The sequence below is a fragment of the Halorubrum pallidum genome (genome assembly GCF_055380345.1).
Genome location: NZ_AP043945.1, coordinates 762,194 through 788,930, shown reverse-complemented (window position 1 = coordinate 788,930; position 26,737 = coordinate 762,194). Strand labels below are relative to the sequence as shown.

Genomic DNA, 26,737 nt, shown 5'->3' with positions numbered 1-26,737 from the left:
ACTCGGCCCGAATGACGGGTTTGGGAACGAACGCTGACGGCGACGCCGACCTCCACGAGATCGACCGGTACGATCGCGGCGTCGGCTGGATCGCCTATCCGAACGAGACGATGGAGCGCGCGAGCCACGCGGTCGCGGTCCCGAACGACGAGACCGGTGCGGCGGACGTGTGGGTGTTCGACCCGGTCGACGCGCCGGGCGTCGACGACCTCCTCGACGACCTCGGCACCGTCGCCGGCGTCGTCGTCGGGCTCGATCGCCACGAGCGCGACGCGGCCGCGATCGCGAACCGCCACGGCGTCCCCGTCTACCTCGCCGACTGGATGACCGGGATCGCTGACGGCCTCGACGCGCAGGTCGAGCGGTTCGGCTCCCGGCTGGCGGACACCGGCTTCGAGACGTTCCGGATCCGCGACTCCACCGTCCCGCCGTGGCAGGAGGTCGGCTTCTTCGACGGCGAGACGCTCATCGTCCCCGAGTCGCTCGGGTCGTCGTCGTACTTCCGGGGCGACCGCGAGCGGCTCGGCGTCCACCCGATGCTCCGTCTCACGCCCCCGACGGCCGCGCTCTCCGGACGCGACCCGGATCGCGTGCTGGTCGGTCACGGCGTCGGCGTCCACGAGCGGGCCGCGATCGCGGTCGAGGACGCGCTCTCCGGGTCCAGATGCAAGGCGCCGGGGCTGTACGCGAAGACGCTGCGCGACGCGCTCGGTATCTGAGCCGATGACCGGAGTTCGATCACTGTGATCCACGTCACGCGCGACCTGTTGACGGTCCTGCTCGATCACGCCGACGACCGCGACCCGACGGCGACGAACCTCCGGCTCTCGTCGACCCCGGCCGGCGACTTCGAGGAACCGACCGGACTCGACCCGAAGACGCCCGTGCTGACACACTTCACGCCCGAAGGCGTCGGCGGCGCGGTGAACGCCGTGTTCGGCGTCGACCTCGGGACGCCCGTCGGACGAGGCGGAGCGCGGTTCCTCTCGCACCCGGACGGGTTCCTCGGCGTCTCAAAGACGGACGACCTCGCCGCGGTCGTGATCGTCGCCGTCCCGCCGTACGACGACGACGCGGTCGCCGCGTTCGACCGCGCCGGCGACGGGATCGAACTCGCCGTGCTCGACGCCGCGCCGCCGGAGGAGTCTCTGCCCGAGTGACCGGGAGAGCATGGGTTTCAAGCGTTCGGGGCGAGTAAGTCGCATCGATGGCAGCACGCCCACCCGGAGGCGGCGGATCCTCGGAACCGGAGGCGATCGAGTTCGGAATCGCCGTGCTCGACGCCCGGATCGAGGAGGCCGACGTGTCGTTCCCCGCGACGAGCGAGGAGATCCTCGGCGCGATCGACGACCCCGAGATCCCGTACGACGCCGCCGGGCGAACGGTCGCGCTCTCAGCCGTGTTCGACGAGCTTCCTCAGAGCCGATTTCAAAACGAGACGGAGCTCCTCGACGCGATGTATCCCGTGTTCGACGAGAAGCGACGGACGAGCGGCGGCGTGTTGTCGACGCTGCGCGACGCGTTACCGTTCTGAGACTGTCCCGGCTGGCGGCTACCGCGGCGGTTGGTCGGACTCCTCTTCGTCGGATCCCGTGTCGAACCGCTCGATGACGTCGTTGACCAACACCACGTCGCCGACCGCGCGAACCCAGCGGTACGGGACGATGACGCCCGTGTTCCGCTCGACGCGGCCCGCGAACAGCTCGTGGTTGAGTTCGGCGAGCGCGAGTCCAGTCACTGCCCGCGCGTCCAGATCGAGGCGCACGTCCTCGATTTCACCGACGAAAACCCCGTTGTTCGAGTACACCTCACGACCGACGAGCGACGTGATCTCCTGTGGAGCCGCGTTCATATCCGATACGGTCACGAGCGCGCCTAATAAGCGTTCGTTGTCGAACGACGCCCGTCAGACGGAGCCGGACGCGGTCTGCCCGCGTGCGTCGCCGATCCGGTCGCTCGGGCGGTGAAATCACGCTCGGGGTAGCTCACGGCTGCCGTGCGGTCACTCCCGCGGGGCGACCAGCTGGACCGGGTGCATCGGCGCGTCCCCGAGCAGCGCGTCGATCTGTTCGGTACAGGACGTGCCGGCGGCGACGACCGTTCGGTCGGTGTCGCCGAACTGCTCTCGGATGGGCTCGCCCACGTCCATGCTCAGCTCGTAGTAGTCGCGTTTGTAGCCGAACGATCCGGCCATCCCGCAGCACTCGGTGTCGGAGACCCGCACGTCGTAGCCGAGCCGCTCCATCACGGCGGTGGCGTGCTCGCCGACGCCGATCGTCCGGGCCTGACAGTGCGGGTGGTACGCGATACGCGTCCCGGACGCGACGGGGCCGGTCCCCGCCGCGGGCGCGCGGAGCGCGGCCGGGTCGCCGCCGTTTTCGAGCAGTCCGAACAGGTACTCCATCACGTCGTAGCTGGCCTCGGCGAGCCGCTCGTGAGACGCCTCGGGGAGGAACTTCTCGTACTCGCGGCGGAACATCCCGAGGTCGCTCGGCTCGATGACGACCACGTCGCGGCCGGCGTCGACGTGGGTCGCGAGCCCGGCGTACACGTCCTCGGCCTTCGCTTCGGCCGTCGAGACCATTCCCTGCGAGAGCGGCGGCCGGCCGCTGCCCGGGAGGTCGGGAATCCGAACGTGCACGTCGAGCGCCTCCAGCGCGCGCACGGCCGCCTTGCCGCGGTCGACGTCGACGTAGTTGGTCGCGGTGTCCGGGTAGAGGACGGCCTCGCGGTCGGCCTCGTCGCGCGGGACGCCCGCCCCGCCGCGCGCCTCGAACCAGTCGACGAGCGATCGGCTCGCGAAGTCGGGGAGGTCGCGCCGGCGGTCGATCCCGGCGACGCGCTCGCCGAGCGCGCGGAGCGGCCCGACGTCCGCGAGCCGGTTCGCTATCGGCGCGGTCCGGCTTCCCCACTTCGCGAGCGTCTCGTAGTTGCCGACGATCCGAGTGCCGATATCGAGCCCGGCCGGCTCCTCGTCGGGGACCAGCTCCTCGAACATCCAGTCGACCTGACTCCGGTCGGCCTCGCCGCGGTTGATCCGGTCGCGCACGACCGTGTTGATCCACGGGATGTCGATCTCGACCGGACACGCGGGAACGCAGCGCGAGCAGCCGGTACACAGGTCGTTGAACTCGGCCGCGGTGTCGAGCCCCTCGATACCGGCCTCCCAGCCGGTGGCGATGCCGCCGGAGTACGTCTCGCCGCCGAACGCGTGGCCGCCGACGCTCTGGAAGTTCCCGCAGGAGTTCGAGCAGGCCGAACATCGGATGCAGTACAGCGTCTCCTTCAGTTCCTCGTCCTCGCGCATCTCCATCCGGCCGTTGTCGATGAGTACGAGATGGAAGTCGCGGTCGGACGCGCCGTCGGCGGAGTCGTCGCCCGCGGCGCCCGCCAGCGGCTCGTCGTCGGTCTGGAAGTCCGGCACCGGCGAGTCGACCGGGGGCGTGAGCGTCGAGATGTAGGAGGTCACGTCCTGTCCGGTCCCCGACCGACCGATCAGCTCGACGAAGGGGGCGAACTCCTCGACGCTCGGGACGATCTTCTCGACGCCGGCGACCGCGACGTGGGTGTCGGTCGCGGTCACCGTCTTCCGGGCGTTCCCCTCGCTCGTGACGAGCATCATGGTGCCCGAGTCGGCCGCGATGAAGTTCGCGCCCGTCATCCCCACGTCGGCGTCCTCGATCAGCTCGCCGAGCCGCTCGCGGGCGAACATCGTCAGTTCCTCCGCGGTCTCCAGCGGCTCCTCCGGGTCGAACCGCTCGTTGAACAGCTCCGCGATCCCCTCGCGGGACTTGTGGATCGCCGGCGCGACGATGTGCGACGGGGCCTCGTCTGCCACTTGAAGCACCCACTCGCCGAGGTCGGTCTCGACGACCTCGACGCCCTCGGCTTCGAGCGCTTCGTTCACCTCGATCTCCTCGGAGGTCATCGACTTCGATTTCACGAGGCGATCGGCGTCGCGCTCGTCGGCAGTCAGCTCCGTGATGTACCGGTTCGCGTCCGCGGCGTCGTCGGCGACGTAGACGGTGCCGCCGTTGGCCTCCACCGTCTCTGTCACCTCCTCGATGAGTTCCGGGAGTCGGGCGATCGCGTCCTCCTTTATCGAGCGCGCCTCGCCTTTCAGGTCCTCGTAGTCGTCGAGCCGCGCCGTCGACTCGTACCGGCCGTGGTTGAACCCGCGGGTGTTCTCGGCGACCGCGTCGCCCTCGGTCGCCATCAGTTCGCGGATCCGGTCGGCCTTCGAGGCGTCGCTACTCATCGGCCGACTCCGGTTCGGTCCCCTCCCCGTCCTCGCGAAGCAACACGACGTGGACCTCCTTCGGGCCGTGCGCGCCGTGGACGAGCCCCCCCATGTCGGCGGTCGCGCTCGGCCCGGTCGCGAACACGACGTCGGCCGACTCCTCGCGGGCCTTCGGCCCGAGCCAGTCGAACGCGTCGGGCATGTCGGGAACGAGATCGCGCTCGCGGAGGACGACCACGTGGCGGTCGACGAAGAGGCTCACCGGCTCCGTGCCGGCCGCGTCGGACTCGATCGCGACGCTACCGTACGTCGCGACACCGATTTCGGCGTCGGTGACGCCGGTGTGTGCCGCCCGTAGGTCGGCGGTCGTCGGGTCCGTCTCGACTCGGTCCGGAAGCGGCGCGTCCGAGACGCCAACGGCCGGAGCGCCCGCGGCCTCGGCTATCAGATCGCGGCACGCGCTCTCGGAGCCCTCGCTCACGGCGACTCCGAGATCGTCGAGCCGACGTTTGAACGTCGATCGGTCGGCGAGTGACATACCGGACGATTCGGGGGGGACGCATATGGGTGTTATGCCGATCGTTCGTGATGGTTCCGGCGAGACCGTGCGACCGCCGCGGTCGGGACCGCCATCCTCGCCGACGTCAGGAGGTTTTTGACCGTTCGACCGTGACAGTCCCTCATGGCAACCAACACGCCGGACCCGCGGGACGGGGGAGACTTCGATTACACCGGGGGGTCGGTCGACCGACCGGACCTCGTCGACGCGCTTGACCGCCGGGTCGACGGCGACGTGCGGTTCGACGAGTACTCGAAACGAATGTACGCGACGGACGCCTCGGCGTACGAGGTCACACCTATCGGAGTGGTGATCCCCGAATCGACCGCGGACGTCGCCGCGGTCCACGAGTACTGCTTCGAGGAGGGAATACCGGTGCTCCCGCGCGGCGGCGGAACGTCGCTCGCCGGCCAGACCGTCAACGAGGCGGTCGTCCTCGACATCACCGGCGAGATGGACGCGGTTCTCTCGGCCGATCCAGACGCGGCGACGGCGCGGGTGCAGGCCGGCGCGTACGTCGGCGACCTCAACGCCGCCGTCGAGGAGTACGGGCTGAAGTTCGCGCCCGACCCGGCGTGGCGAGACAAGTCCGCCGTCGGCGGCGCGATCGGAAACAACTCCACCGGGTCGCACTCGCTGAAGTACGGAAAGACGGACCACTACGTCGAGGAACTCGAGGTCGTGCTGGCGGACGGCACCGTGACGACGTTCGGCGAGGTCGCAGTCGAGGAGCTTCGCGAGTCCGCGGACGCCGAGAGCGACGAACTCCTCGACCGGATCCACGCCGAGATCGTGCGGATCCTCGACGAGGAGGCCGACGAGATCGACGAGCGGTTCCCGGAGATGAAACGGAACGTCTCCGGGTACAACCTCGACCGGCTGCTCGCCGAGTACCGCGGCGAGTACGGCGAGGAGGGCGTCGTCAACCTCGGCCGGCTCGTGGCCGGGAGCGAGGGGACGCTCGCGACGGTGACGGAGGCGACCGTCTCGCTCGTCGAGATCCCCGAGACCAAGGCGGTCGCGCTTCTCACCTATGACGACCTGTTGGACGCGATGGAGGACGTGGCCCCGATCCTCGAACACGACCCGGCCGCAGTCGAGGTGATGGACGACGTGCTGCTCGGGCTCGCCGCCGACACGCCGGAGTTCGCGGACGTGGTCGGTATGTTACCCGACGGGACAAACTCCGTGCTCCTGGTCGAGTTCTACGCCGAGAGCGACGAAGAGGGGCGACAGAAGGTCGCCGATCTCGTCGCCGACCGCGTCGGGACGGCCGACGATGGCGGCCCGGAGACGGTCGAAACGCCGCGATCGGGAGCCGCCGAGACGACGAGCCAGCCGCGCCGCGCCGTCGATGCGATGGAGGCTCACGACCCGGACGACCGCGAGCGCTTCTGGAAGATGCGCAAGTCGGGGCTCCCGATCCTGCTTTCGCGCACCACGGACGAGAAGCACATCTCCTTTATCGAGGACTGCGCGATCCCGCCGGAGCACCTCCCCGAGTACACCCGCGAGTTCCAGGAGATCCTCGAAGACAACGACACCTTCGCGACGTTCTACGCGCACGCCGGTCCCGGCGTGCTCCACATCCGTCCGCTGATCAACACGAAGAACGTCGAGGACGTGGACGCGATGGTCGACATCGCGGACCGCGTCACGGACGCCGTCGTCCGGCTCGGCGGGTCCGTCTCGGGCGAGCACGGCGACGGGCACGCGCGGACGCAGTGGAATCGGAAGCTCTACGGCGACGACCTGTGGGCCGCCTTCCGCGAACTGAAGACCGCGTTCGACCCCGACTGGCTGCTCAACCCCGGGAACGTCTGCGGCGACCACGACATGAGCGCGGACCTGCGGTTCGACTCGGAGTACGAGTACGACGCCGAGTTCGATCCCGCCCTGGAGTGGGCCGTCGACAACGGCATGCAGGGCATGGTCGAACTCTGTCACGGCTGCGGGGGGTGTCGCGGCCGACAGGAGACGACCGGCGGCGTGATGTGCCCGACCTACCGCGCCTCCGAAGAGGAGATCCAGGCGACACGGGGTCGCGCGAACATGCTCCGCGGGGCGATGAGCGGAGAACTCCCGGAGGACCCCACGAACGACGAGTTCGTCACCGAGGTGATGGACCTGTGTGTCGGCTGTAAGGGATGCACGGTCGATTGTCCGAGCGGCGTCGACATGGCGAAGCTGAAAGCCGAGGTCGAACACGCCCACCACGAGGAGCACGGAGCCGACCTCCGCACCCGACTGCTCGGCAGCTTCGAGTCGCTCGCGCCGATCGGGTCGGCGCTCGCGCCGCTGTCGAACCTCCCGGGGAAGATCCCGGGTGCGGGCGTCGTCATGGAGAAGACGCTCGGGATCGCCAAGGAGCGAGACCTCCCGACTTTCCGATCCGAGAGCCTCACCGACTGGTTCGAGGCACGCGGCGGGGCGGGCGTCCCGCGCGACGAGGCCGACCGCGAGGTGTTGCTGTTCCCGGACGTGTACACGACCTACACGAACCCCGGAGCCGGAAAGGCGGCGGTTCGGGTGTTGGAGGCCGCGAACTGCCACGTGTGGATACCGGACGTCGACGGCAGCGGTCGGCCGCCGCACTCGAAGGGGCTGCTGGAGAAGTCGCGGGCGACCGCGGCGGACGCGGTCGAGACGCTTGCGCCCGAAGTCCGAGACGGGAAAGACGTGGTCGTCGTCGAACCGACGGACGCCGTGATGCTGCAGTCCGATTACCACGACCTGCTCGACGGCGACGCCAGTTCGGTCCCCGACGCCGACGTGGCGACCGTCTCCGAGAACACCTACGGGATCATGGAGTACGTCGACGCCCACCGACTGGACGAGACGATGGGGCTCAACGCGCCCACGGAGTCTCTCACGTACCACGGCCACTGTCACCAGAAGGCGACCAAGAAAGACCACCACGCGGTCGGCGTCCTCCGGCGCGCCGGCTACGGCGTCGACCCGCTCGACTCCACCTGTTGCGGGATGGCCGGCTCGTTCGGCTACGAGGCGGAACACTACTCCATGAGCAAGGCGATCGGCCGTATCCTCTTCGATCAGGTCGACGCGAGCGACGGCGACGAGGTCGTCGCGCCCGGCGCGTCCTGTCGGACGCAACTGAAGGAGCGCGACGCGAACGCGCCGGAGCCGCCGCATCCGATCGAGAAGCTGGCGGCGGCGTTGGCGTAAGGCCGACTCCCTCAGGGCTCTCCGTCGCCCTCGACTCCGTCGCGTTCGCGCTCGCGGCGACGGGCAAGCAATCGCCGAATTCCCTTTCCGGGGCCGCCATCGATCGGCCAGCCGTTCGTTCGCCACTGGGGCGGTTCGGGGGAGAACTGCGGGCACGACCCCGAACACTCCCGCGCGGTCGGGAGCGTCGACTTCGCCGCGCAGTGCGGGACGAGCGCCCGTCCCGCTCGCCGGAGTTCGAAGTGTCGGCAGTCGGGCCGCATCGTGTCGTGAAACGACCGCCACCCCTTCCCGTACGCCCGCTCTGCGATCTCCAGCCGGCGGGTAGTCGCCTCGGTGTTCCGATCGCTGCCGGTCGGAGACAGATCGCTCGGGTGCCACGCCACGTCTCCGCTCCCGCTATCGACGCCCTCCGAGAAGTCGGTCGCGAGGACGCCCGCTTCGACGGGCATCTCGCGCAGCAGGGCGCGCTCGATCCGGTCGCCCGTCGTCTCGGTCGCGAGCCACACCTCGTCGGCGAGAGCCGTCTCGACGTCGTGTGCGAGCTGGTCAGCGAGCCGATCGGCGGCGGAGCGGTCCAGGTCCGGCTTGTTCTCGACGGCGACGATCCGCGTGACCCAGTCCGGGTACGGTCGCACGCGGCGGACCTGGATCCGGTTGCCGTCTCGGCGCGTCTCGACCAGGCCACGTCCCGCGGCGCGGTGGACCGCCTTCCGGACGTATCGCCACGGGTAGCCGGGGTCGGGCAGCGCGTCGCGATACCACGCCCAGTCGGCGGGCGCGTGGCGGACGACGTGCAGGAGGTCCGAGTCGACGGTCCGGTCGCCGAACGCCCGCCGCGCCGCGAATGCCGCCGGGTCCACCTCGATCACCACCGTGTCCCAGCGGCGCTCGCGGGTGCCGAGCTGGCGGGAGACGATCGCCGGCCGCGGGCCGTCTCCGGGGTGCCACGCCAGTTCGGCGTAGCGACAGACGAGCAGTTCGTAGCCGAACTCGGCGTCCGGAGTCACAGGTCAGCGTCGGAGTCGGCGGATAAAAACGAACCGCTCGATCGCGGCGGCGGCCGGCTGTTCGGACCGTCGCGAACCGATCAGACGTACTCGCCGCTCTCCTCGTCTTTCCGCTCGTCGAGGTACTCGTGGGCCTCTTCGAGAATGTCGCGGGGGCCGTCTTGGGTGATCGTGTTGAGCGCCTGGTCGTAGTCGCGCCACTGCAGGTCGCGGTGCTCGTTCGAGATCTCGGCGCTCGCCTCGAACGAGCGCGCGATGAACAGGTGAACCGTCTTGTGAATGGTGTTACCGTTCGCCTCGAACACGTAGTCGTACTCCTTCCGGAAGCCGTCGATCAGCCGGAAATCCTCGATTCCGGCCTCCTCGGAAACCTCCCGTATCGCCGTCTGCTGAAGCTCCTCGTCCCCCTCGACCCCGCCCTTGGGGAACTCCCAGTCCCCCGGCCGGCTCTTCAGGAGCAAATACTCCCGTTCGCCGCGGGTATCGCGGAAGAGGATGGCTCCAGCGCTGGTCGCTTCGACCGTCATTAGCGTCAGGTAAGCAACCACCCCTAAAGAGGGTGTCGGACTCATCAACACACCGGGCGTTTCAGCCGCCGTCGGCGGATCTGCGCCCCGAGCAGCCGCCGACACACGGCCGCTTTTCGGCGGACCTCCGCGATCCGTCATGGACCGCCGCGGACCGCCGGACAGGTAGGTGCGCTTTTACTCCTCGGGGTATCACACACGCACGACCCCCAGCCATGACCTTCGTCACGAAACTCTCGTTCGCGTCCGGCGACCACGACGTGCTCTCCGAGACCGTCCAAGACCTGAAAACGACCCTCGAACGCAAGGGCGCAGAGTGTAAGGGCCCACACGCCACGCCCGCCGAGACGGTTCGCGTTCCCCTGTATAAACAGCTCCGCGCGGGCGACGAGTTCTCGCCGTGGAGCTACTCGGTGTACAAGCGGTCGATGGAGATTCACGGTGCCGACGACATCGCGCGAGACGTGGTCGCGCGCGACTTCCCCGACTCGATCCACGTCGAGGTCGAGGTCGACCAGAAGAAGCCGCTCGGGCACCGCCGGGACTGATTCCGACGTACCGGCGGTCGCCGATATCGATATCGGGCGTCATCGCCAGCGACGTCTCAAGAGTGCGAACCGGTTCCGTTCGCCCGTTCCGGGCTGCCGGTGAGATCGGTGTCGCCGCGACTCGGTGCGCTCAATGCGATCGCGCACTGTTTGAGATTCGGTTCGGCCGATTCCGGGTCCGCGGCGGACAGCGTGAGTCGGTTGGCGGCCGGGTTGTGAACCGGGAGCCAGACGAGCCCCGGCGGCACGTCGGCGTCGGGTGCGACCTCGACCGCGACCGACGAGCGACGGGACTCGATCACCGTCTTCCCCCGGTCGAACGCCGCCAAGTTGTCGGCGATCGTTTCGGGGTGCACCCGCGCGGCCATCGCGCGTCCCCCGCCGGCGTCGGTCCGGGTTCTGACACCGGTGTTGTAGGCGTCCGGACGCCGGCCGGTCGTGAGTGTGAGCGGGTACTCCCCGTCGATCGGCTCCGGGACGCCCTCGTGTGACGCGTTCGAGAACCGCGCCCGGCCGGAGTCTGTGTGGAACGACCACGATCCGGCGGCGCCCTCGGCCGTCTCGTCTCCGTCGGACCCGGCACCGCCGCCCCGATCGTAGTATCTGTATCCTCCCTCGTTTTCGGCGTCCGGAGCGGGCCACCGGACGGCCAGTGACTCGGAGAGCCGCTCGTAGGATATCCCGGAGAAGTCGGCCGTCGTACCGCCCGTCAGGGCGCTGACCTCGTCGAACAGCGCCTCGGGGTCGAGCCGCGTCGACTCGAACAGCTCCGGAACGACCCGGTCTGCGACCGCGCCGATGATGTCCACGTCCTGCCGAACGTTCTCGGGCGGATCGCGGGCCGCCGTGACCCGCGACACGCGACGCTCCATGTTCATCACCGTCCCCTCGGACTCGCCCCACGTCGCCGCCGGCAGCACCACGTCGGCCAGCTCCGCGGTGTCCGAGTGGAACGCGTCCTGGACGATCAGGAACGCGTCGTCGAGGGCGTCTCTCACGTGCCCCGCGTCGGGCATCCCCGCGGCCGGGTTCGTCGCCACCGTCCAGCAGACGTCGATGTTGTCCCGAGCGATCTCGTCGATGATCCGAATGAATCCGGGTCCCGAGGAGTCCGGGAGCCGGCTCAGGGGCACGCCCCACTCGTTCGCGATCGCCTTGCGGTGGGCGGCGTCGTCGAACGGTCTGTACCCCGGCCACGACGACTTCGAGGCACAGACGCGGTTCCCCATCGAGTTCGCCTGGCCGGTCAGCGAGAACGGCCCGCTGCCCGGTCCCAGGTTTCCGGTGGCCAGACAGAGGTCGATCAGCGAGCGAGCGGTCCCCGTCCCCTGAACGCTCTGATTGACACCCATCCCCCAGTACACGATGGTTCGATCGTCGAACGCCGCGGCCAACTCCGCGACGCGATCGGCGGACACGCCGGCGGTCTCGGCCGCGACGTCGACGTCCGGCAGCGATCCGACCATCGCCTCGAACCCCTCGGTGTGTCGCCCGACGAACTCGCTGTCGACGAGGCCGTCGTCGACGGCCCGCGCGAGCACCGCTCGGGCCAGCGACAGATCTGTCCCCGGCTCCGGCCGAACGTGGAGGTCGGCGTCCGCGGCCGTCTCGCTCTCGACGGGATCGACGACGATCAGATCGCCGTCGTCGATCGTGCTGTCGGCGATCCACCGGTACAAGACGGGATGGGCGATCTTCGGGTTCGCACCCCAGATCACGTGGGTCTGTGCGTCGGGAATGTCCTCGTACGTCGGCGGGGGCGCGTCGCTCCCGAACGCCTGCACGTACGCCCGTACCGCAGAGGCCATACAGAGGGTAGTGTTGGCGTCGTAGTGGCGGGTGCCGAAGCCGCCGCGGGCGAGTTTGCCTAGCGCGTACGCCGCCTCGTTCGTCTGCTGACCGCTCCCCAACACCGCGACGTTGTCGTTCCCCTTCCTGAGCGCTTCGATGATCCGCACGGACACGGTCCCGAGGACGGTGTCCCAGTCGGCGGGCTGAAGCGTCCCGCCGCGGCGGATCAGCGGTTCGGTCACCCGCTCGCCCCTCGGGTCGACCGTCTCGCGGACGCCTCGGCTGCACGTTTCCCCGTCGTTCGTCGGGTGGTCCTCGTCGCCGCGAACGTCGACGACGCCCCGCCCGCCGTCTGCGGCGCGCTGTCGGTAGCCGCAGCCGACCGCACACCGCATACATGTGGTTGGTTTTCGATCAGTCATTAATCGTTATATGAATCTATTGTTTCGATCGAATCCGCATATTCATTCGATCGCCCGGTGAATTCGGATCGATGTGTCGTTCTGTTTGAATTCATTTGAGATAGCTCTTTTTCACACGAACGATTGTGTGGGGCATGGTCGTCGACGAGGGGAAGGGCACAGGATTCATCAGATAGGTGACGCGGAGTCAGTCGTCCGACGGGGCGGGCTCTCCGTCCGCGCTCGGATGCCCCTCGTGGACGAGGGGGTTCGACGGCTGCGGGGCTCGCACGTCGACCGCACACTGCTTGAAGTTCGGTTCGTCGGACTCGGGATCGACGGCCGGGAGCGTGAGGACGTTCACCGCCGGGTGGTGGATCGGCAGCCACACCATCCCCTTCGGGACGCCGTCGTCCGGGTTGACCGCGATCGTGGTCGACCCGCGCCGCGACGCGACGACCGTCTTCCCGCGGTCGAACTCCTCGATGTACTCCAGCGTCGTCTCCGGGTGGATCCGTGCCGTCGGTGGCGCGTCGGTCTCGTCACCTCGGCTGCGAACGCCGGTGTTGTACGCGTCGGCGCGCCGCCCGGTCGTCAGCGTCAGCGGATACTCGTCGTCGGTCGGCTCGGCGAGCCCGCCGTGAGTCCCCGTCGAGAACCGCGCGCGGCCCGACGGCGTGGGGAACTCCCACCCGTCCTCCTCGACGTAGCGGTACTCCCCCTCGGCTTCGGGCGACGGCGCGGGCCACCGAACCGCGAGTTCGGCGTCCAGCCGGTCGTACGAGAGGCCGGACAGGTCCGCGAGCGTCCCGGCCGTCAGCTCGCACAGCTCGTCGAACACCGACTCCGGCGACGTCGTCGGCTCCGAGAACAGCGCCGGATCGATCGCCGAGCCGATCGCGACGATGATGTCGAGGTCCCCTTTGATCTTCGGCGAGGTCTCCGTCGCGGCCCGTACTCGCGAGATCCGTCGCTCCATGTTCGTGACGGTCCCCTCGGACTCGCCCCACGTCGCCGCCGGCAGCACCACGTCGGCCAGCTCGACGGTCTCGGTTCGGAACGCGTCCTGCGCGACGAGGAAGGTGTCGTCGAGCGCCTCCCGAACGCGGTCGCCGTCGGGCATCCCCGCGACCGGGTTCGTCGCCACGGTCCAACACACCTCTGGCGGCCCGTCCGCGATCGCGTCGACGATCCCGACCGGTCCCGGTCCCGGATCGTCCGGGAGCCGGCTCGAAGGGATTCCCCACGCGTCGGCGACGGCACGTCGGTGATCCGGATCCGTGAACTCGCGCTGGCCGGGCCAAGTCCCCTTCGACGAGCAGACGCGCGTCCCCATCGAGTTCGCTTGGCCGGTCAGCGAGAACGGTCCGCTTCCCGGCCGGAGGTTCCCGGTCGCGAGACAGAGATCGATGAGCGCCCGTGCGGTCGCGGTCCCCTGGACGCTCTGGTTGACGCCCATTCCCCAGTACAGAAGCGTCGGATCGCTGAGGGCGGCGGCGACGCGCTCGACCGTCTCGACCGGGACGCCGGCCGTCTCGGCCGCCTCCCGGACCGAGGGTAGCGAGTCGACCGTCGCCTCGAAGCCGTCGGTGTATCGATCGACGAACTCGCGGTCGACACTCCCGTCGTCGACGACCTGCGCCAGCACCGCCCGAGCGAACGCGAGGTCGGCTCCCGGGTCGATCTGCGCGTGCACGTCGGCGTCGTCGACGGTCTCGCTCTCGACGGGGTCGACGACGATCAGATCGCCGTCGCCGCTCGCGCTGTCGGCGATCCACCGGTACATCACCGGGTGTGCCACCGCCGGATTCGCGCCCCAGACGACGTGAGTCCGCGCGTCGGGGATGTCCTCGTACGTCGGCGGGGGCGCGTCGCTCCCGAAGGCCTGGTAGTAGGCGGTGACGGCCGAGGCCATACAGAGGGTGGTGTTGGCGTCGTAGTAACGGGTGCCGAAGCCGCCGCGGGCGAGCTTGCCCAGCGCGTACGCCGCCTCGTTCGTCTGCTGACCGCTCCCCAACACCGCGACGCCGTCCGCACTCTCGGCGAGCGCGTCTTCGAGGTGCGAGACGACGGTGCCGATCGCCGTCTCCCAGTTGGTCGAGACGAGGGTTCCGTTCTCCCTGACGAGCGGACGGGTCAGCCACTCCCCGTCGGGGTTGGCCGTCTCGTCGACGCCGCGCTGGCAGGCGAGACCGCGGTTCACCGGGTGCGTCGCGTCACCCCGGACGGTGTCGAGCCCGTAGTTGTTCGCGTATCCCCGCTGTAGGTGGCCGCAGCCGACCGCACATCGCATACACGTCGTCGGCGTCCACTCGCTCATCGGCGATGCCGCACCTCCGCGACGGAGTCGCCCCGCCCTGAAGCGGGCGATTCGCCGGTGGTTCCGATCCGTGGCCGGTCCGAAATAGGTGGCCCGCACACGTTGTGTCGCATCAGTTGTTTTCTGAATACAACATACCCTATCGGCTCTATAACTGTTTTGGTACAGATAATATATCGAAATACACGAAAATTCGTCCATTTATTTCGTGTATTTCTAAATAAACGCGTGCACGCCCGAGCGGGCGAGTCGTCGCCGCCCGCACACGCGTCGCCCGATTCGGTTCGGCTGCTCAACGCGGGACCCCCTCGAACGTGGCGACGACCCGAACCCGACGGTCACGGAGACGCACCCGGACCGCGGTCGCCCCGGCGAATCGCCGACTCGCTCGTCGGACCCTCGACCCGCGGGAGAACGAAATCCACAGTTTGCGTTTGTAAACTTCTGACAGGTTTCGCTACCGCACGTATAATTTCTATATCGGATGGTAGAAATATAGGGAGCCATGGCAGCCCGTTTTTCGATCGCCCGGTTATCTACCATATTTTGTGATTTTATAAGAAGCGAACTATTTTATGCTATCCTATAAATTTCTAAGCGAAATGACCCAGCATTCGGCCACTATAGATGCAGAACGGTTCCAGACCAACGAGGAGGCTGATCGGTGATGGTTAACAAAAAGGAGGAGTGGAAATCGGAGCTATACGGCGACCGAGTGCGCGAGAAGTTGGTCGAGTTCGCCGAAGAAGGGTTCGACTCGATCCCCGAGGACGAGCGGGACGCGTGGTTCACCCGCTTCAAATTCTGGGGAGTGTTCCACCAGCGCACCGGTCAGGAGAGCTACTTCATGATGCGGCTGACCAACGCCAACGGGATCTTAGAGCCCGGACAACTGCGTGCGATCGCCGAGGTCGCTCGCGATTACGCGTCCGGTCCCGTCACGAATCCCGAGTTCGGCGACAGCTGGATCGACCTGACCACGCGACAGTCGATCCAGCTCCACTGGATCAAACTCGAAGATATCCCGGAGATTTGGGAGGAGCTGGAGTCGGTCGGCGTGACCACCCGATCGTCGGGCGGCGACACCATGCGGAACATCTCCGGCAGCCCGGTCGCCGGCAAGGACGCGGATGAAGTGATCGACACGCTCCCGCTTCTCGAACGGTTCCAAGAGGAGATCCGCGGAGACGACGACCTCTGTAATATGCCCCGGAAGTTCAACATCAGCATCTCCGGGACCCCGGAGGGCGGCGCGCAGGACGCGATCAACGACGTCGCCCTCGAACCCGCCCGCAAGGAGATCGACGGCGAGGAGACGCTCGGTTTCAACGTGCGCGTCGGCGGCGGGCTCGGCGGCAGAGAGCCCCGCGTCGCCCGGCCGCTCGACGCCTTCGTGACGCCGGACGAGGCCTTCGAGGTCGTCCGCGGCTTCGTCGAGCTGTACCACGACCACGGCGACCGGCAGGTGCGCGCGAAAAACCGGTCTCGCTTCTTCGTCGACGAACACGGCACCGAGTGGATCCGAGACCTGCTGGCCGAGGAGTACGTCGACGGCGACCTCCGGGGCGCGGGCGAGGACATCCGCGACGAGTACACCTACAACGCCGGCCGCGCCACAGAGGAGGGTAAGAAGGATTACACGGGCGTTCACGAACAGGGCGACGGGCGGAGGTACGTCGGTCTCAGCGTTCCCGTCGGTCGGCTTCCGGCCGAGGAGGCGATCGAACTCGCCGACCTCGCCGACGAGTACGGCTCCGGCGAAGTCCGGCTCACCCGCCGGCAGAACCCGATCATCGTCGACGTCGAGCCCGACCGGGTGGACGATCTGCTCGCCGAGCCGCTGCTCGCGAGACACCGGCCGGAGCCCGACCCGTTCGTCCGCGGCGCGATGGCGTGTACCGGCACCGAGTTCTGCTCGCTCGCGCTCGTCGAGACCAAGGCCCGGACGGCGCGGCTGCTCCGCTGGCTGCGCGACAACGTGGACCTGCCGGACGACGTCGAGCAACTGAAGCTCCACTTCTCCGGTTGTACGGCCGACTGTGGCCACGCCAACACCGCCGACATCGGTCTTCTCGGCATGCGAGCGCGCAAGGACGGTGAGATGGTCGAGGCGGTCGACATCGGCGTCGGCGGCGGCATGGGCGAGGACCCCTCGTTCGTCGAGTACGTCCGACAGCGCGTCCCCGCGGATGAGGCGCCCGGTGCGATCCGGAACCTCGTCGAGGGATTCGCGGAGCGGCGCGAGTCGGGACAGACGTTCCGCGAGTGGGCCGATTCGACCGATTCCGAGACGCTCGCCGAGCTGTGTGAGCCCGAGGAGACGAACTACGCCGACGCCTCGCTGACCGACGCCAAGCAGTCGTGGTACCCGTTCGCAGACGAGGGAACGACGGCGGCCGAACCGGAGGTCGTGTCGTCCGATGACTGAGTCACCGACCGACGACTCCGCAGCGACGGCCGACGAGCGTGGGAGTTCCGCCATCTTCGACCGCGCGCAACACGCATCCGCGGACGCCGCACCCGAGCTGTTCGGGTGGTAGAGACGCAGGTCGTCCCGCGGGGCAGATGTGTGAAATTGCCTCTCAGTGTGCGGGGGACGGCTGCGAGTTTCGGAGTGCGAGAACGGGTTCCCGACGTGGACGGCGAGACCCGACACGCGTGCCGAGAGATGGATCGAGAGGGACGCTACTCGTCGTCTCGCGTCGGCAGGTCCGGCTCGAAGGCAGCCGACTCGACGGCCATGTCGAGTACGGCGTCGACGTTCTCGCCTTCGGTGACGCTCATCGTCGCGTCGACGGACTCGGCTTTGACCGCGTCGTACCGGTCGTGTTTGTTCGCTACGGTGAGGAACGGGACGGCCTCGCCGAACAGCTCTCGGACCTCCTCGCGGAGTTCGAGTTGAACGTCGAGCGGGTAGCCGCAGTCGCCGGACGGGTCGAGAACGAAGACGACGGCGTCGGCGAGGTGCTCTAAGGCGCTCACCGCCTGTCGCTCGATGTCGTTGCGCTCGTCGGCCGGTCGGTCCAGCAGCCCGGGGGTATCGACGATCTGGTACCGGATGTGGTTCCGCTCGAAGTGACCGATCTGCACGCCCTTGGTCGTGAACGGGTACTCCGCGATCTCGTTGGACGCGCGGGTGACGCGGTTGACAAACGACGACTTCCCCACGTTGGGGTAGCCGGCGATCACGATGGCCGGCTCGTCGGGACGAACGTCGGGAAGCACTTTCAACTGGTCGCGCGAGTCGCCGATGTACCGCAGGTCATCCTCGATCTGGTCCATCACGTCGGCCATGCGCGCGAACGCCTGTTTACGGTGTTTGCGGGCGGTGTCGATGTCGGAGTCGCGGATCTTGGAGGTGTACTCGTCCCGGAGGTCCTCGATCTGTCTGCTCGCCCACATCACCTGCGAGAGCGCCTGTCGGAGGCGGTCCACGTCGACGATGGCGTCGGCCAGCTCGTAGTAGAAGGGGTCGACGTCGAAGCCGAAGTCGGGCCACGAGACGACGACGTTCTCCAGGTTGTCCGAGAGCACGTTGCCGGCCGTCCGCAGCATCGATTCTTGCGCCTCGTGACCGCGCTTGGCGCGGCCGGCGCGTGCCGCCCGGGAGAACGCCTTATCGACGAGTTCCTCCGATCGAGGCGTCGTCGGAAGGCCCTCAAATATCATGTTATCCGCCTTTGCCCACCGAAGCGTATAAGACCGTCCGTTCGTCCACCGCCGCGACACGCCGGCGCACGGTCGGACGCGCGGAGAACGGCCTCGCGACCGAGCTTCGGGGACCCCGCGACTGGACCGCGATCGCGTTGCCGACACGCATGAATAATTATTATACATTTGGCGCATATTTCAAGATATATTTATGCTTCAAAAGAATATATGAATACATGACGAACTCGTTTACCCCCACCACGTACGACGACCTCGATCCGGATCGACGACCGAGTCTCGCGGCGGCGCTGGTTCCGATCTTTGCCGTCGTGGCGTTCCTCGGCGTCGGATCGGCCGTGTTGGGACTCGACCCGCACGCGCCGTTGCTGTGGAGCATCGTCATCGTCGGCGCGTTCGGTCTCTGGCTCGGCTACGACTGGGACGAGCTGTTCGACGGCATCTCGAACGGGCTCGTGATGGGGCTGCAGGCGCTCCTCATCATCTTCACCATCTACGGGCTGATCGCCACGTGGGTCAGCGCCGGCACGATCCCCGGGCTGATGTACTACGGACTGGAGATCCTCTCGCCGACGACCTTCCTCCCCGCGGCGGCGGTCGTCGCCGCGGTCGTCGCCTTCGCCATCGGCTCCTCGTGGACGGCGGTCGGCACGCTGGGCGTCGCTTTCGTCGGAATCGGCGCTGGCCTCGGCGTCCCCGCGCCGATGACGGTCGGAGCCGTGCTCTCCGGGGCGTACGCGGGCGACAAGCAGTCGCCGCTCTCGGACACGACGAACCTCGCCGCCGGCGTCACCAACACCGACCTGTACGCGCACATCCGTCGGATGCGGACCGGCACGCTCGCCGCGTTCGGAATCGCGGTGCTCGGTTTCCTCGCGCTCGGGATCCGCGCGAGCGGCGAGATTCCCGCCGGTCGGATAGCCGAGATACAGGGCGGGCTCGCCGAGACGTACGCGATCACGCTCGTCGCGTTCGTCCCGCTCGCCGTCACCTTCGGGCTGGCGCTGCGGGGGTACGCCGCCCTCCCGACGCTCGTCGCCGGCGTCTTCGCCGGCGTGTTCACGACGGTCCTCGTGCAGGGGACCGGCTTCGTCGCCGCGTGGGACGCCTTCATGTACGGGACCGCACCCGAATCGGGGTCCGATCTGGTGAACGATCTGCTCGCGACGGGCGGACTCACCGGATCGGCGTGGACGATCACGGTCGTCGTCGCCGCGCTGTCGCTGGGCGGAATACTCGAACGGACCGGCGTGCTGGCGGTGATCGCACACGCGTTCACGTCGACCGTCCGGAGCGCGGGCGTCCTCGTCGCCGGGACGGGAATCTCGGCGATCGCCATCAACGCGCTCACTGCCCAGCAGTACATGAGCATCGTCCTCCCGAGCGTCACGCTCCGGAACACCTACGACGAGTTCGGCCTCGACAGCGACCAGCTGTCCCGCGCGGTCGAGGCGGCCGGGACGCCGACGGGCGCGCTGTTCCCGTGGCATGCCGGCGCGGTGTACATGACCGGCGTCACCGGCGTCCCGACGCTCGAGTACGCGCCGTACTTCCTGTTCGCGTTCTTCTCGCCGCTCGCGCTGTTCGCGATGGCGGCGACCGGCTACACGATCGAAGCGACGCCGACCGGAGCGCCGCCCACTACGGCGACTACCGGGATCGGTGACACGGCCGGGGACGACGACTGAGACGCCGCGACGGTCCCCGAGCGCGGGAGTCGAGAGCTGACGGTCGCGTCGTTCGGTCACGCGACCGGTGCGGTTAACCCTCGTCCGCTCCCGAATTCGCCGTATGTCCGACGGCTGGCTGTACGGCTGGGGGCTCGGATCGGTCGCGTTCGGCGGCGCGTCGCTCGTCGTGCCGCTGTACGTGGTCGACCTCGGCGGCGGTCCGATCGTCCTCGGCGTGCTCGCCGCCGTCGCCGCCGTCGTCGGCGTTCCGGGCGCGCTGTGGTTCGGCCGCGTCGCCGACCGCACGGGAAACCGCCGCGGACTCGTTCTGGCGGCGCTCGCGGTCGCGGCGGTCGCGGTCGCCGCCGTTCCGCTCACAGAGAGCGTGAGCGCGGTGATCGCGGCCAACGCAGTCGTCTGGTTCGCCTTCGCGGCCGCGACGCCCGTGTTGACGCTTCTCGCGGTCGCAGAGGCACCGGAGTCTGCCTGGAGCGAACGGATCGCGGACCTCAACCGGTTTCAGGGGGTGGGTTGGGCGCTCGGGCTCCTCTTCGGAACGGTGTGGACCGGCCTCGGCTCGCTCGTTACGTCCGCGGCGACCGCGACGCGCTGGCTGTTCGTCCCGCTCGCGGTCGCGGCGGCGGTCTCCTGCGCCGTCGTCGCTCGAACGCTGCCGGCGGACCCGTCGCTCGGAGACGCGACCGTCGGTAACGGTTCCGGGACGATCCCCTCGGGGAGCCGCGTCCGTCGCGCCATCCGCCGTGCGGACCGGTTCGCGGTCCGCGGCGCGACGCTCCCCGGATCGCTCGCCCGCACCGACTTTCGCGGACTGGATCCCCGGCGGCTCGCGGCGCGGTTCACCCCCGCGCTCGCGGCGTACTTCGCCGCTTGTCTCCTGTTTCTGTCGGGGTCCGCGGCCTTCTTCGCGCCGCTTCCCGCGTTCCTCGCCGCCGTGGGGTACGACTCCGGGGGAACGTTCGCGCTGTACCTGATCAACAGCGCCGCCGCCGCGCTCGCGTTCGGAGCCGTCGGACGCCTCGCGGGCGAGCGAAACGTGGTCCGACTCCAAGTCGGCGGACTGGTCGCTCGCACCGCCCTCCTTCCGCTCGTCGCCGTCGTCGGCACCGCTCTCGGCGCGAGTGCGCTCGGCTTCACCGCCGTCGGCGTGGCGTTCGCGCTCATCGGACTCACGTGGGCAGTGATAGCAGTCACCGCGGGGATCGTCGTCACCCGGCTTTCACCCCCGTCGATCCGGGGCGAGGCCCTCGGCGTGTACGCGGCGCTCGGCGCGCTCGCTGGCGGTATCGGTAGCGTCGTGGGCGGATGGCTCGCCGCCGAGAGCTACGCGCTCGCGTTCGGCGTCGCCGGCTTGCTCGTGTTTGCGGGCGCGGCAGGGGCGTTCGCAGTGGATCGTCGCGTCGACGGCGACCTGCCTCGGCGCGGATAGAAATCGGGAGCGCTCGTCCGACACGTTTACGCGCCAGCCGGGCGGTCCCTCGAACATGAGCCTAGAGGCCGCCGTCGCCGCCCCGTTCAAACAGCGGGCCAAAGCGCGGCTGGGCGAAGGCGAGTTCGTCGTCGCGCTGTCGCTCGACCGCGACTGGTTCTCGCCGGACCAAGCGAAGCGGCTCGTCGACGTCGCCGTCGGCCGCGGCCTCCTCGACGCGGACGACGGTGAACTCGTGACGCGGTTTGATCCTGACGACGTGGTGATTCCGGAGGGGTTCACCCCCGACGAGTCCGTCCTCCGCGAGCAGTCGACCTTCGAGACGGCGCTCGACGCGATCGTCTCAGCCGGCGTGGAGAAACAGCGGGCGGTGGCGGGCATCAACGAGCGCCAGCGGACGCTGGAGATCACGATCGAGGCCGCGGCGGTGCTCTACGCGAAAGAACACGGTGCCGCGGTCGATCGCCTCGCTGCCGCCGTCAGAAGTGACCTCGCGAGCGCCGGAGAAGAGGCAGCCGACGAGAACGCTCGTGGGGACGATTCCCGTGACGAGACGGACGATCCCGCGGAGGTCGCGTGATGGTCGCGGACCGACTGACCGACGGGGTTCGGATCGCCCAGCTGCTCGCCTCGGAGATATCCGGAAACGAGGGGCGGCTTCGCGATCTCGTGCTCGCCGACGCCGATCCCGACGTGGAACCGACGACAGACGGAACGCTCGCGTATCGGATCGTTCGCGACGCCGATCGGGGTTCCGAGGCCGTCGCGGAGGTGTACGTGCAACCCGATCGGATCCGGATAGAATTCCTCGTGGCACCCGACGCGGCGGCCGACGCGGCCGCGGACATCGAACTCCGAGTCAGACCGAAGGCGGTCCGGCCACCGCGAACCCTCGTGTTCGTCGAAGACGGCGCACAGGTCAAGCGGTCGCTGCCGGTGATCGAGGCCGTCGTCGACGCGGTGTGAGAAGAAATGAGAATCCGGACGCCGAGCGTGTCGCCGCTTCAGTCGGACCGACCGCCGTCACCCATCGCGACGGTGCGGGCTCCCGACGCCGCCGAGTCGCCGTGGGGCTCTTCGCGGACGTCGAACTTCCGGAGCAGCGCTCGGAGTCGATCGGCCTGATCGGCGAGCGAGCCGGCTTCGTCGGTGGCCTGTGACATGGCGGCGAGCTGCTCGTTTGCCGCCTCGCTGACGTCGTCTGCCTCGTCGGCGGTCGATCTGCTGATGCCCGCTACCTCCTCCACCATCGACACCATCTCCTCCGTGCTCGCGGCCTGATCGTCCGTCGCCTTGCTGATCTCGCGGATCCCGTCGTCGGTCTCTCCCGCGTTGTCCGCCACCTCGGCGAACGCGTCGGCGGCGTCTCTGACCGCCTCTGCACCCTCTTCCATGTGCTCTTCTGCGGTCCGGACCTCGGCGACGGCCGCCCGCGTCTGTGCCTGCGTGCCGGCGATAAGCTCCTCTATCTCCTGGGCCGCCTCCTGCGTCTCCTCGGCGAGCTGTTTGACCTCGTCGGCGACGACCGCGAACCCGTCGCTCCCGCCGCCACCGCCGCCGGCCCGCGCGGCCTCGATGTTGGCGTTCAACGCGAGCAGGTTGGTCTGCTCGGCGATGTCGCTTATCAGGTCGACTATCTCCCCGATGTCTTCCATCCGTTCGTCGAGTATCCTGACCTTCTCCGCCGTCTCGTCGATCGCGTCCCGTGACTCCTGGACGCTGTCTATCGCCTCGCCGGCGGTGTCCTGTCCCTCGGTGGCCACCGACGCCGTCTGCTGGGCCGCGTCCGCGACGGTCTCCGTCGACGAGGCGACCTCCTCGATCGTCGCCGAGAGGGTGTTCATCTCGCCGGAGACCTGTTCGAGCATCTCGCGCTGTTCTTCTGCCCCGTCAGCGATTTCCTCGACGGATCGGCTCACGTCCTCGCTGCGGGCCTCTGCCGTGTCCACGCCCTCGACCGTCTTTTCGCTGGCTTCGGACACCTCGCCCGCGAACGACTGCACGTCTCGCATCGTCGCTTCGATGTCGTCCATCATCTCGTTGAACGCGGTGCCGATCTGTTCCATGGCGTCGCTCTCGCTGTCGGCGTCCAGCCGGACGGTGAGGTCGCCGTCGGCCGCGCGATCCATCGTCGCGCTGTAAACGTCGGCCTTCGTTTCGAGGTGCCGATTCAGGCGCTCGACCTCCTCGCGGCGCTTTTCGACCTCAGCTTTCGCGTCCTCGACGTCTCGAATCTCCTCCTTCTGTTCGGAAACCAGCTCGAGCTGTCGCTCGGCCTCCTCGCGTGACTTTTCGATCGAGTACCAGTTGATCACGAGCGCACCGGCGAGCGCCGTGACGAAGACGGCGTGGATGCCGCCCCACGCGATCGGGTTCGCGATCGCGGCGGGGTGGTTGTATACCAGACTCGAATCGATCAGTCCGAACAACCCGTGGCCGGTGGCGACGTACGCCATCCCGAGCCCGAAGGGGAGCCAGTCCTCGTACACCGCGACGACGGCGATGAACACGAAAAAGTGGAAGTGCGCTTCGATGTAGCCGCCCGAAAGCTTCACGAGCGCCATCGAGACCGTGAGTCCGCTGAACGTCGCGAGCAGCGTTCGCGTCCGTCGGTCGAAGCCGGACCACGCAGCGAGACCTCCGGTACCGAGGACGATGGCGAGTGTACCACCGAGCATCCAGAGCGGCGTGGCCGGAATCTGCGCGCCGGTGAACGACTCCGTTCCCTCGTACAGCCCCAACGCCGCGAGAAACGGCACGTGGATGGCGATGACTATCAGGATGTTTCGATGGCGCGGACGCCACATCTCTTTCGGCATGGAGGTCCCGTCTGGAACGTATCGGAGCACCTCGCGGACGCCGCCGAATATCCCAGAGGGTTCGCCACCGGCCGCGCCCTCCGTCGTCGGCCCGTGACCGCCCCCAGCGGACCCGATCGTTGAGTCTGTCATACACGTCGATCGTCGTACCCGATAAAAGAACCCACCCTCCGAATATTACCACTGATACTCACTAGACACACGGTATCAGGCGTCAGGTGGTAGTTTACAGATATCACACCACACTGTCGAACGAGTGTCTACATCGCCGGAACAACGACGGAAGTCGAACACGTTCGGAGTCTCTCCTCGTCGTCGGATCGCTGGCGTCCCGGCGATGCTCCCGCCTGGACGCTCTCCGTCTGATCGTCATCTGCCCTGATCCGTGGCGACGCCTTTTATGTTACTCCGAACGGCGATACGGCCGTGACGCTCGATCCGATCCACGTCGAGAACATCGCGCGGCTCGCGTACGGGATAGCGGGCGACGTGGACACGACCGACCACGACGACCTCGCGGGAACGGTGTGGAACGACTGGCTTCCCGACCTCCGTCGCGACGGCCGCACCGTGATCGAGCCCGTCGACGACCACGAGCGGCGACGCGCGCAGATCGACGACGCCGCACTCGCGGCGCGGCCGTTCGAGACAGTCCACGGGCTCGACTCAGGAACGATCAACCCGACGACGTTCAAAAACGGGCTCGTCGTCGACGTGGCCCACGCGGCGATGGCGAGCGAGCCGACGGACCTGGATCTCCACCGCGACCGCACCATCGTCGCGACCGTTCACGCGGGCGACTCCACCGCCGACTTCGACGGAGAGTGGACCGAACGCGACGAGGGACACACCCGCCAGCGCGTGCTCCACGCGCCGCGGGTGAACCGGTACGCCGAAGGCGTCGTCCACGCACTCGCGCTGTACCTCGCCGAGGGCACCCACGCGCTCTATCACGCCGACCGCGTCGACGACCTGCTCGTGCTCGACGGCCCGATCTACCCCAAAGAGCTGTTCACGTGGGACGACAGGAACCCCGAACTCGGAGCGCTCGCCCGCGAGGCGAAGCCCCGCGCCGTCGTCGAGAACTACGTTCGGCTCGTCGAGCGGTTCGTCGAGCGCGACGTGCCGCTCGTCGGATTCGTGAAGAACCCCTCCAGCGGGACCGTCGTGCGGTCGCTCGCCCGCGAGGGCGTCGAACCGCCGTGGCCCGACGACACCGCGCTGTTCACTCGGCTGCTGGAGCGACGCGACGCTGACGGCGGTCCCGGGGACGGTAGCGGAACCGAGGTCCCCGGCGACGAAACCCGGGCTGTCGGCGAGCGCGTCGACGACGAGATCACCTTTACCACGTGGTTTCACAGCCGCGGCGGGGCCGACGAGACGATGGCCGCCGATCGCGACGCCCTCGGTATCGACCGCGAGTTGGCGCCGGCGCTGTACGAGCCGACGTTCATGGTTCTGTACGACCCGCGGACCGACGTGACCTACAAGCTCGAGGCCCCGTACGCGTTCACCCGCGACCGAGACACGCGCGAGCGACTCACGCGACAGGTGCTCGCCGACGTGGCGGCCTCCCGCGGACCGCCGGAAGCCGTGGCGAAGGCCGACGAGCTAGCGCGGATCGCGGCGACCGAGAAAGCCGCGCTCAGACGGGCGTTCGAAGACCGGTTCGACAGCGAGCAGCAGTCGACCTACGACGACCATCGGTGGGGAAAGACGCGGCTGTGACTCGCGTCGAGCGGCCCGAGGTTGCCGCCGTCAGAGCGCGCTCCAGAGGAGCCCCGCGAAGATGATCGCGTTGTACAGTCCGTGGGCGAGCCCGGGCACCAGTACGTTCTCCGTCCGCTCGTAGAGCACCCCGAGGATCGAGCCGAGGACGATTGTCACGCCCATGTACGCGATCTGCTCCGGGAAGGTCCCCTCCACGCTGCCGTGCAGCGCGCCGAACATGATCGCCGCGATCAAGATGGCCGGCGCGGCGTCGAACGAGCGCCGGAGCCCGCCTTGGACGACCCCGCGAAGCAGCAGCTCCTCCGCCGGGCCGACGAGGAGGATCGAGACGACGATCATTGCAGTGTAGTACGCGACGGGGTCGCCGGCGGCCACCGTCGCCGGGTTCTGGCCGGTCCCGAGTCCGGCCGCCCGAAGCCCGAACAACAGTCCGATCTGGAGACCGTAGAGGAGGACGGCAGCGCCCGCGATCAGCCCGATCTCCCGGACCGACGGCCGCGAGATTGAGACGAGACTCCGCTGGTCGGTGATCACCAGGTAGCCGACGACGCCCGGGAGAAATCCCGCGAAGCTGACGGCGGTTTCGAGAAGCGTGAACGCGTTCGTCCCGTCGGTGACGACGCCGACTCGAAGCGCGAACGACGTGACCACTTGCGTGATCAGGCTCGTGAGAACCAGCGCGAACACGAGCGCGAAGGCCGCGCTCACCACGTGGACCAGTCGGTCGACCGGGACCGGGAGGTCGTCCGTCATTGGCGTCCGTTGGACGCACGGCGTGTTAGGCGCTCCGGAACCGCTCGCCCGGAGCGCCGCTTCGGG

At 68.3% G+C, this 26,737-nt stretch carries 21 protein-coding genes; 11 read left to right on the top strand and 10 right to left on the bottom strand.

Annotation, left to right across the window (positions count from 1 at the left end; all coding sequences use genetic code 11):
• The first annotated feature begins 20 nt into the window (after positions 1–20).
• Genes ACZ45C_RS05640 through ACZ45C_RS05630 form a run of 3 tightly spaced genes read left to right on the top strand, consistent with a single transcriptional unit; the run spans position 21 to position 1,534 of the window.
• Complete coding sequence (locus tag ACZ45C_RS05640; protein ID WP_464374332.1) at positions 21–719, top strand: hypothetical protein; 699 nt, start codon at positions 21–23, stop codon at positions 717–719.
• A gap of 24 nt (positions 720–743) precedes the next feature.
• Positions 744–1,160 (top strand): MPN domain-containing protein, encoded by a 417-nt coding sequence (locus ACZ45C_RS05635; protein WP_460560331.1) that lies wholly within the window; start codon positions 744–746, stop codon positions 1,158–1,160.
• Between the two features lie 47 nt (positions 1,161–1,207).
• On the top strand, positions 1,208–1,534 hold the full coding sequence (locus tag ACZ45C_RS05630; RefSeq protein WP_460560332.1) for a hypothetical protein: 327 nt from the start codon (positions 1,208–1,210) through the stop codon (positions 1,532–1,534).
• 18 nt (positions 1,535–1,552) lie between these two features.
• Here the strand turns inward: ACZ45C_RS05630 and ACZ45C_RS05625 are convergent, their stop codons facing one another.
• The 3 genes from ACZ45C_RS05625 to ACZ45C_RS05615 all read right to left on the bottom strand — a co-directional run bounded on the left by ACZ45C_RS05625 (position 1,553) and on the right by ACZ45C_RS05615 (position 4,778).
• Positions 1,553–1,852, bottom strand: coding sequence for a PRC-barrel domain-containing protein (locus tag ACZ45C_RS05625; protein WP_460560334.1), 300 nt, complete (start codon positions 1,850–1,852; stop codon positions 1,553–1,555).
• 150 nt (positions 1,853–2,002) lie between these two features.
• Positions 2,003–4,258, bottom strand: a complete 2,256-nt coding sequence (locus tag ACZ45C_RS05620; protein WP_460560336.1) for an LUD domain-containing protein — start codon at positions 4,256–4,258, stop codon at positions 2,003–2,005.
• On the bottom strand, positions 4,251–4,778 hold the full coding sequence (locus tag ACZ45C_RS05615; RefSeq protein WP_460560338.1) for an LUD domain-containing protein: 528 nt from the start codon (positions 4,776–4,778) through the stop codon (positions 4,251–4,253). The genes ACZ45C_RS05620 and ACZ45C_RS05615 overlap by 8 nt, the downstream gene beginning before the upstream one ends.
• A gap of 144 nt (positions 4,779–4,922) precedes the next feature.
• Between ACZ45C_RS05615 and ACZ45C_RS05610 the strand changes: the two genes are divergently transcribed.
• Positions 4,923–7,985 carry an FAD-binding and (Fe-S)-binding domain-containing protein gene (locus ACZ45C_RS05610; RefSeq protein ID WP_460560340.1) on the top strand — a complete coding sequence of 1,021 codons (3,063 nt, stop codon included), beginning with the start codon at positions 4,923–4,925 and terminating at the stop codon, positions 7,983–7,985.
• An 11-nt stretch (positions 7,986–7,996) separates the two neighbouring features.
• Here ACZ45C_RS05610 and ACZ45C_RS05605 read toward each other — a convergent pair whose 3' ends face one another.
• Both ACZ45C_RS05605 and ACZ45C_RS05600 read right to left on the bottom strand, forming a co-directional pair.
• The gene (locus tag ACZ45C_RS05605) at positions 7,997–8,995 is read right to left on the bottom strand and encodes a DUF5787 family protein (RefSeq protein WP_460560342.1); all 999 of its coding nucleotides are present in this window, start codon (positions 8,993–8,995) and stop codon (positions 7,997–7,999) included.
• 80 nt (positions 8,996–9,075) lie between these two features.
• Positions 9,076–9,522: a bis(5'-nucleosyl)-tetraphosphatase gene (locus ACZ45C_RS05600; protein ID WP_460560344.1), complete on the bottom strand. Its 447-nt coding sequence runs from the start codon at positions 9,520–9,522 to the stop codon at positions 9,076–9,078.
• 215 nt (positions 9,523–9,737) lie between these two features.
• Here ACZ45C_RS05600 and ACZ45C_RS05595 point away from each other — a divergent pair, with 215 nt between their 5' ends.
• Positions 9,738–10,070, top strand: coding sequence for a 30S ribosomal protein S10 (locus tag ACZ45C_RS05595; RefSeq protein ID WP_460560346.1), 333 nt, complete (start codon positions 9,738–9,740; stop codon positions 10,068–10,070).
• A gap of 56 nt (positions 10,071–10,126) precedes the next feature.
• On the opposite strand, the gene nasA (ACZ45C_RS05590) is transcribed toward ACZ45C_RS05595, so the two are convergent.
• Positions 10,127–12,283 (bottom strand): assimilatory nitrate reductase NasA, encoded by a 2,157-nt coding sequence (gene nasA, locus ACZ45C_RS05590; protein WP_460560348.1) that lies wholly within the window; start codon positions 12,281–12,283, stop codon positions 10,127–10,129.
• A 187-nt stretch (positions 12,284–12,470) separates the two neighbouring features.
• On the bottom strand, positions 12,471–14,582 hold the full coding sequence (gene nasA / locus ACZ45C_RS05585) for an assimilatory nitrate reductase NasA (RefSeq protein ID WP_460560350.1): 2,112 nt from the start codon (positions 14,580–14,582) through the stop codon (positions 12,471–12,473).
• 667 nt (positions 14,583–15,249) lie between these two features.
• Between nasA (ACZ45C_RS05585) and ACZ45C_RS05580 the strand changes: the two genes are divergently transcribed.
• Positions 15,250–17,010 (top strand): nitrite/sulfite reductase, encoded by a 1,761-nt coding sequence (locus tag ACZ45C_RS05580; RefSeq protein WP_460560352.1) that lies wholly within the window; start codon positions 15,250–15,252, stop codon positions 17,008–17,010.
• Positions 17,011–17,267: 257 nt separating this feature from the next.
• On the opposite strand, the gene ACZ45C_RS05575 is transcribed toward ACZ45C_RS05580, so the two are convergent.
• Positions 17,268–18,251 (bottom strand): NOG1 family protein, encoded by a 984-nt coding sequence (locus ACZ45C_RS05575; protein WP_460560354.1) that lies wholly within the window; start codon positions 18,249–18,251, stop codon positions 17,268–17,270.
• A 218-nt stretch (positions 18,252–18,469) separates the two neighbouring features.
• Here ACZ45C_RS05575 and arcD point away from each other — a divergent pair, with 218 nt between their 5' ends.
• The 4 genes from arcD (at position 18,470) to ACZ45C_RS05555 (ending at position 22,334) form a co-directional block, all read left to right on the top strand.
• Entirely contained in the window at positions 18,470–19,939 is a 1,470-nt protein-coding gene (gene arcD / locus ACZ45C_RS05570; protein WP_460560356.1) for an arginine/ornithine antiporter ArcD, read from the top strand.
• 103 nt (positions 19,940–20,042) lie between these two features.
• Positions 20,043–21,368: an MFS transporter gene (locus ACZ45C_RS05565; protein WP_460560358.1), complete on the top strand. Its 1,326-nt coding sequence runs from the start codon at positions 20,043–20,045 to the stop codon at positions 21,366–21,368.
• Between the two features lie 55 nt (positions 21,369–21,423).
• Positions 21,424–21,948: a DUF2240 family protein gene (locus tag ACZ45C_RS05560; RefSeq protein WP_460560360.1), complete on the top strand. Its 525-nt coding sequence runs from the start codon at positions 21,424–21,426 to the stop codon at positions 21,946–21,948.
• Entirely contained in the window at positions 21,948–22,334 is a 387-nt protein-coding gene (locus ACZ45C_RS05555) for a hypothetical protein (protein WP_460560362.1), read from the top strand. Before ACZ45C_RS05560 ends, ACZ45C_RS05555 begins: the two co-directional genes overlap by 1 nt.
• A gap of 38 nt (positions 22,335–22,372) precedes the next feature.
• Here the strand turns inward: ACZ45C_RS05555 and ACZ45C_RS05550 are convergent, their stop codons facing one another.
• Positions 22,373–24,187, bottom strand: a complete 1,815-nt coding sequence (locus tag ACZ45C_RS05550; protein ID WP_460560681.1) for a methyl-accepting chemotaxis protein — start codon at positions 24,185–24,187, stop codon at positions 22,373–22,375.
• Between the two features lie 426 nt (positions 24,188–24,613).
• On the opposite strand from ACZ45C_RS05550, the gene ACZ45C_RS05545 reads away from it, so the two are divergent.
• Positions 24,614–25,915 (top strand): DNA double-strand break repair nuclease NurA, encoded by a 1,302-nt coding sequence (locus tag ACZ45C_RS05545; RefSeq protein WP_460560364.1) that lies wholly within the window; start codon positions 24,614–24,616, stop codon positions 25,913–25,915.
• Between the two features lie 30 nt (positions 25,916–25,945).
• On the opposite strand, the gene ACZ45C_RS05540 is transcribed toward ACZ45C_RS05545, so the two are convergent.
• A complete protein-coding gene (locus ACZ45C_RS05540; RefSeq protein ID WP_460560366.1) occupies positions 25,946–26,671 on the bottom strand; it encodes a CPBP family intramembrane glutamic endopeptidase in 726 nt (241 codons plus the stop codon).
• Between the last annotated feature and the right edge of the window lie 66 nt (positions 26,672–26,737).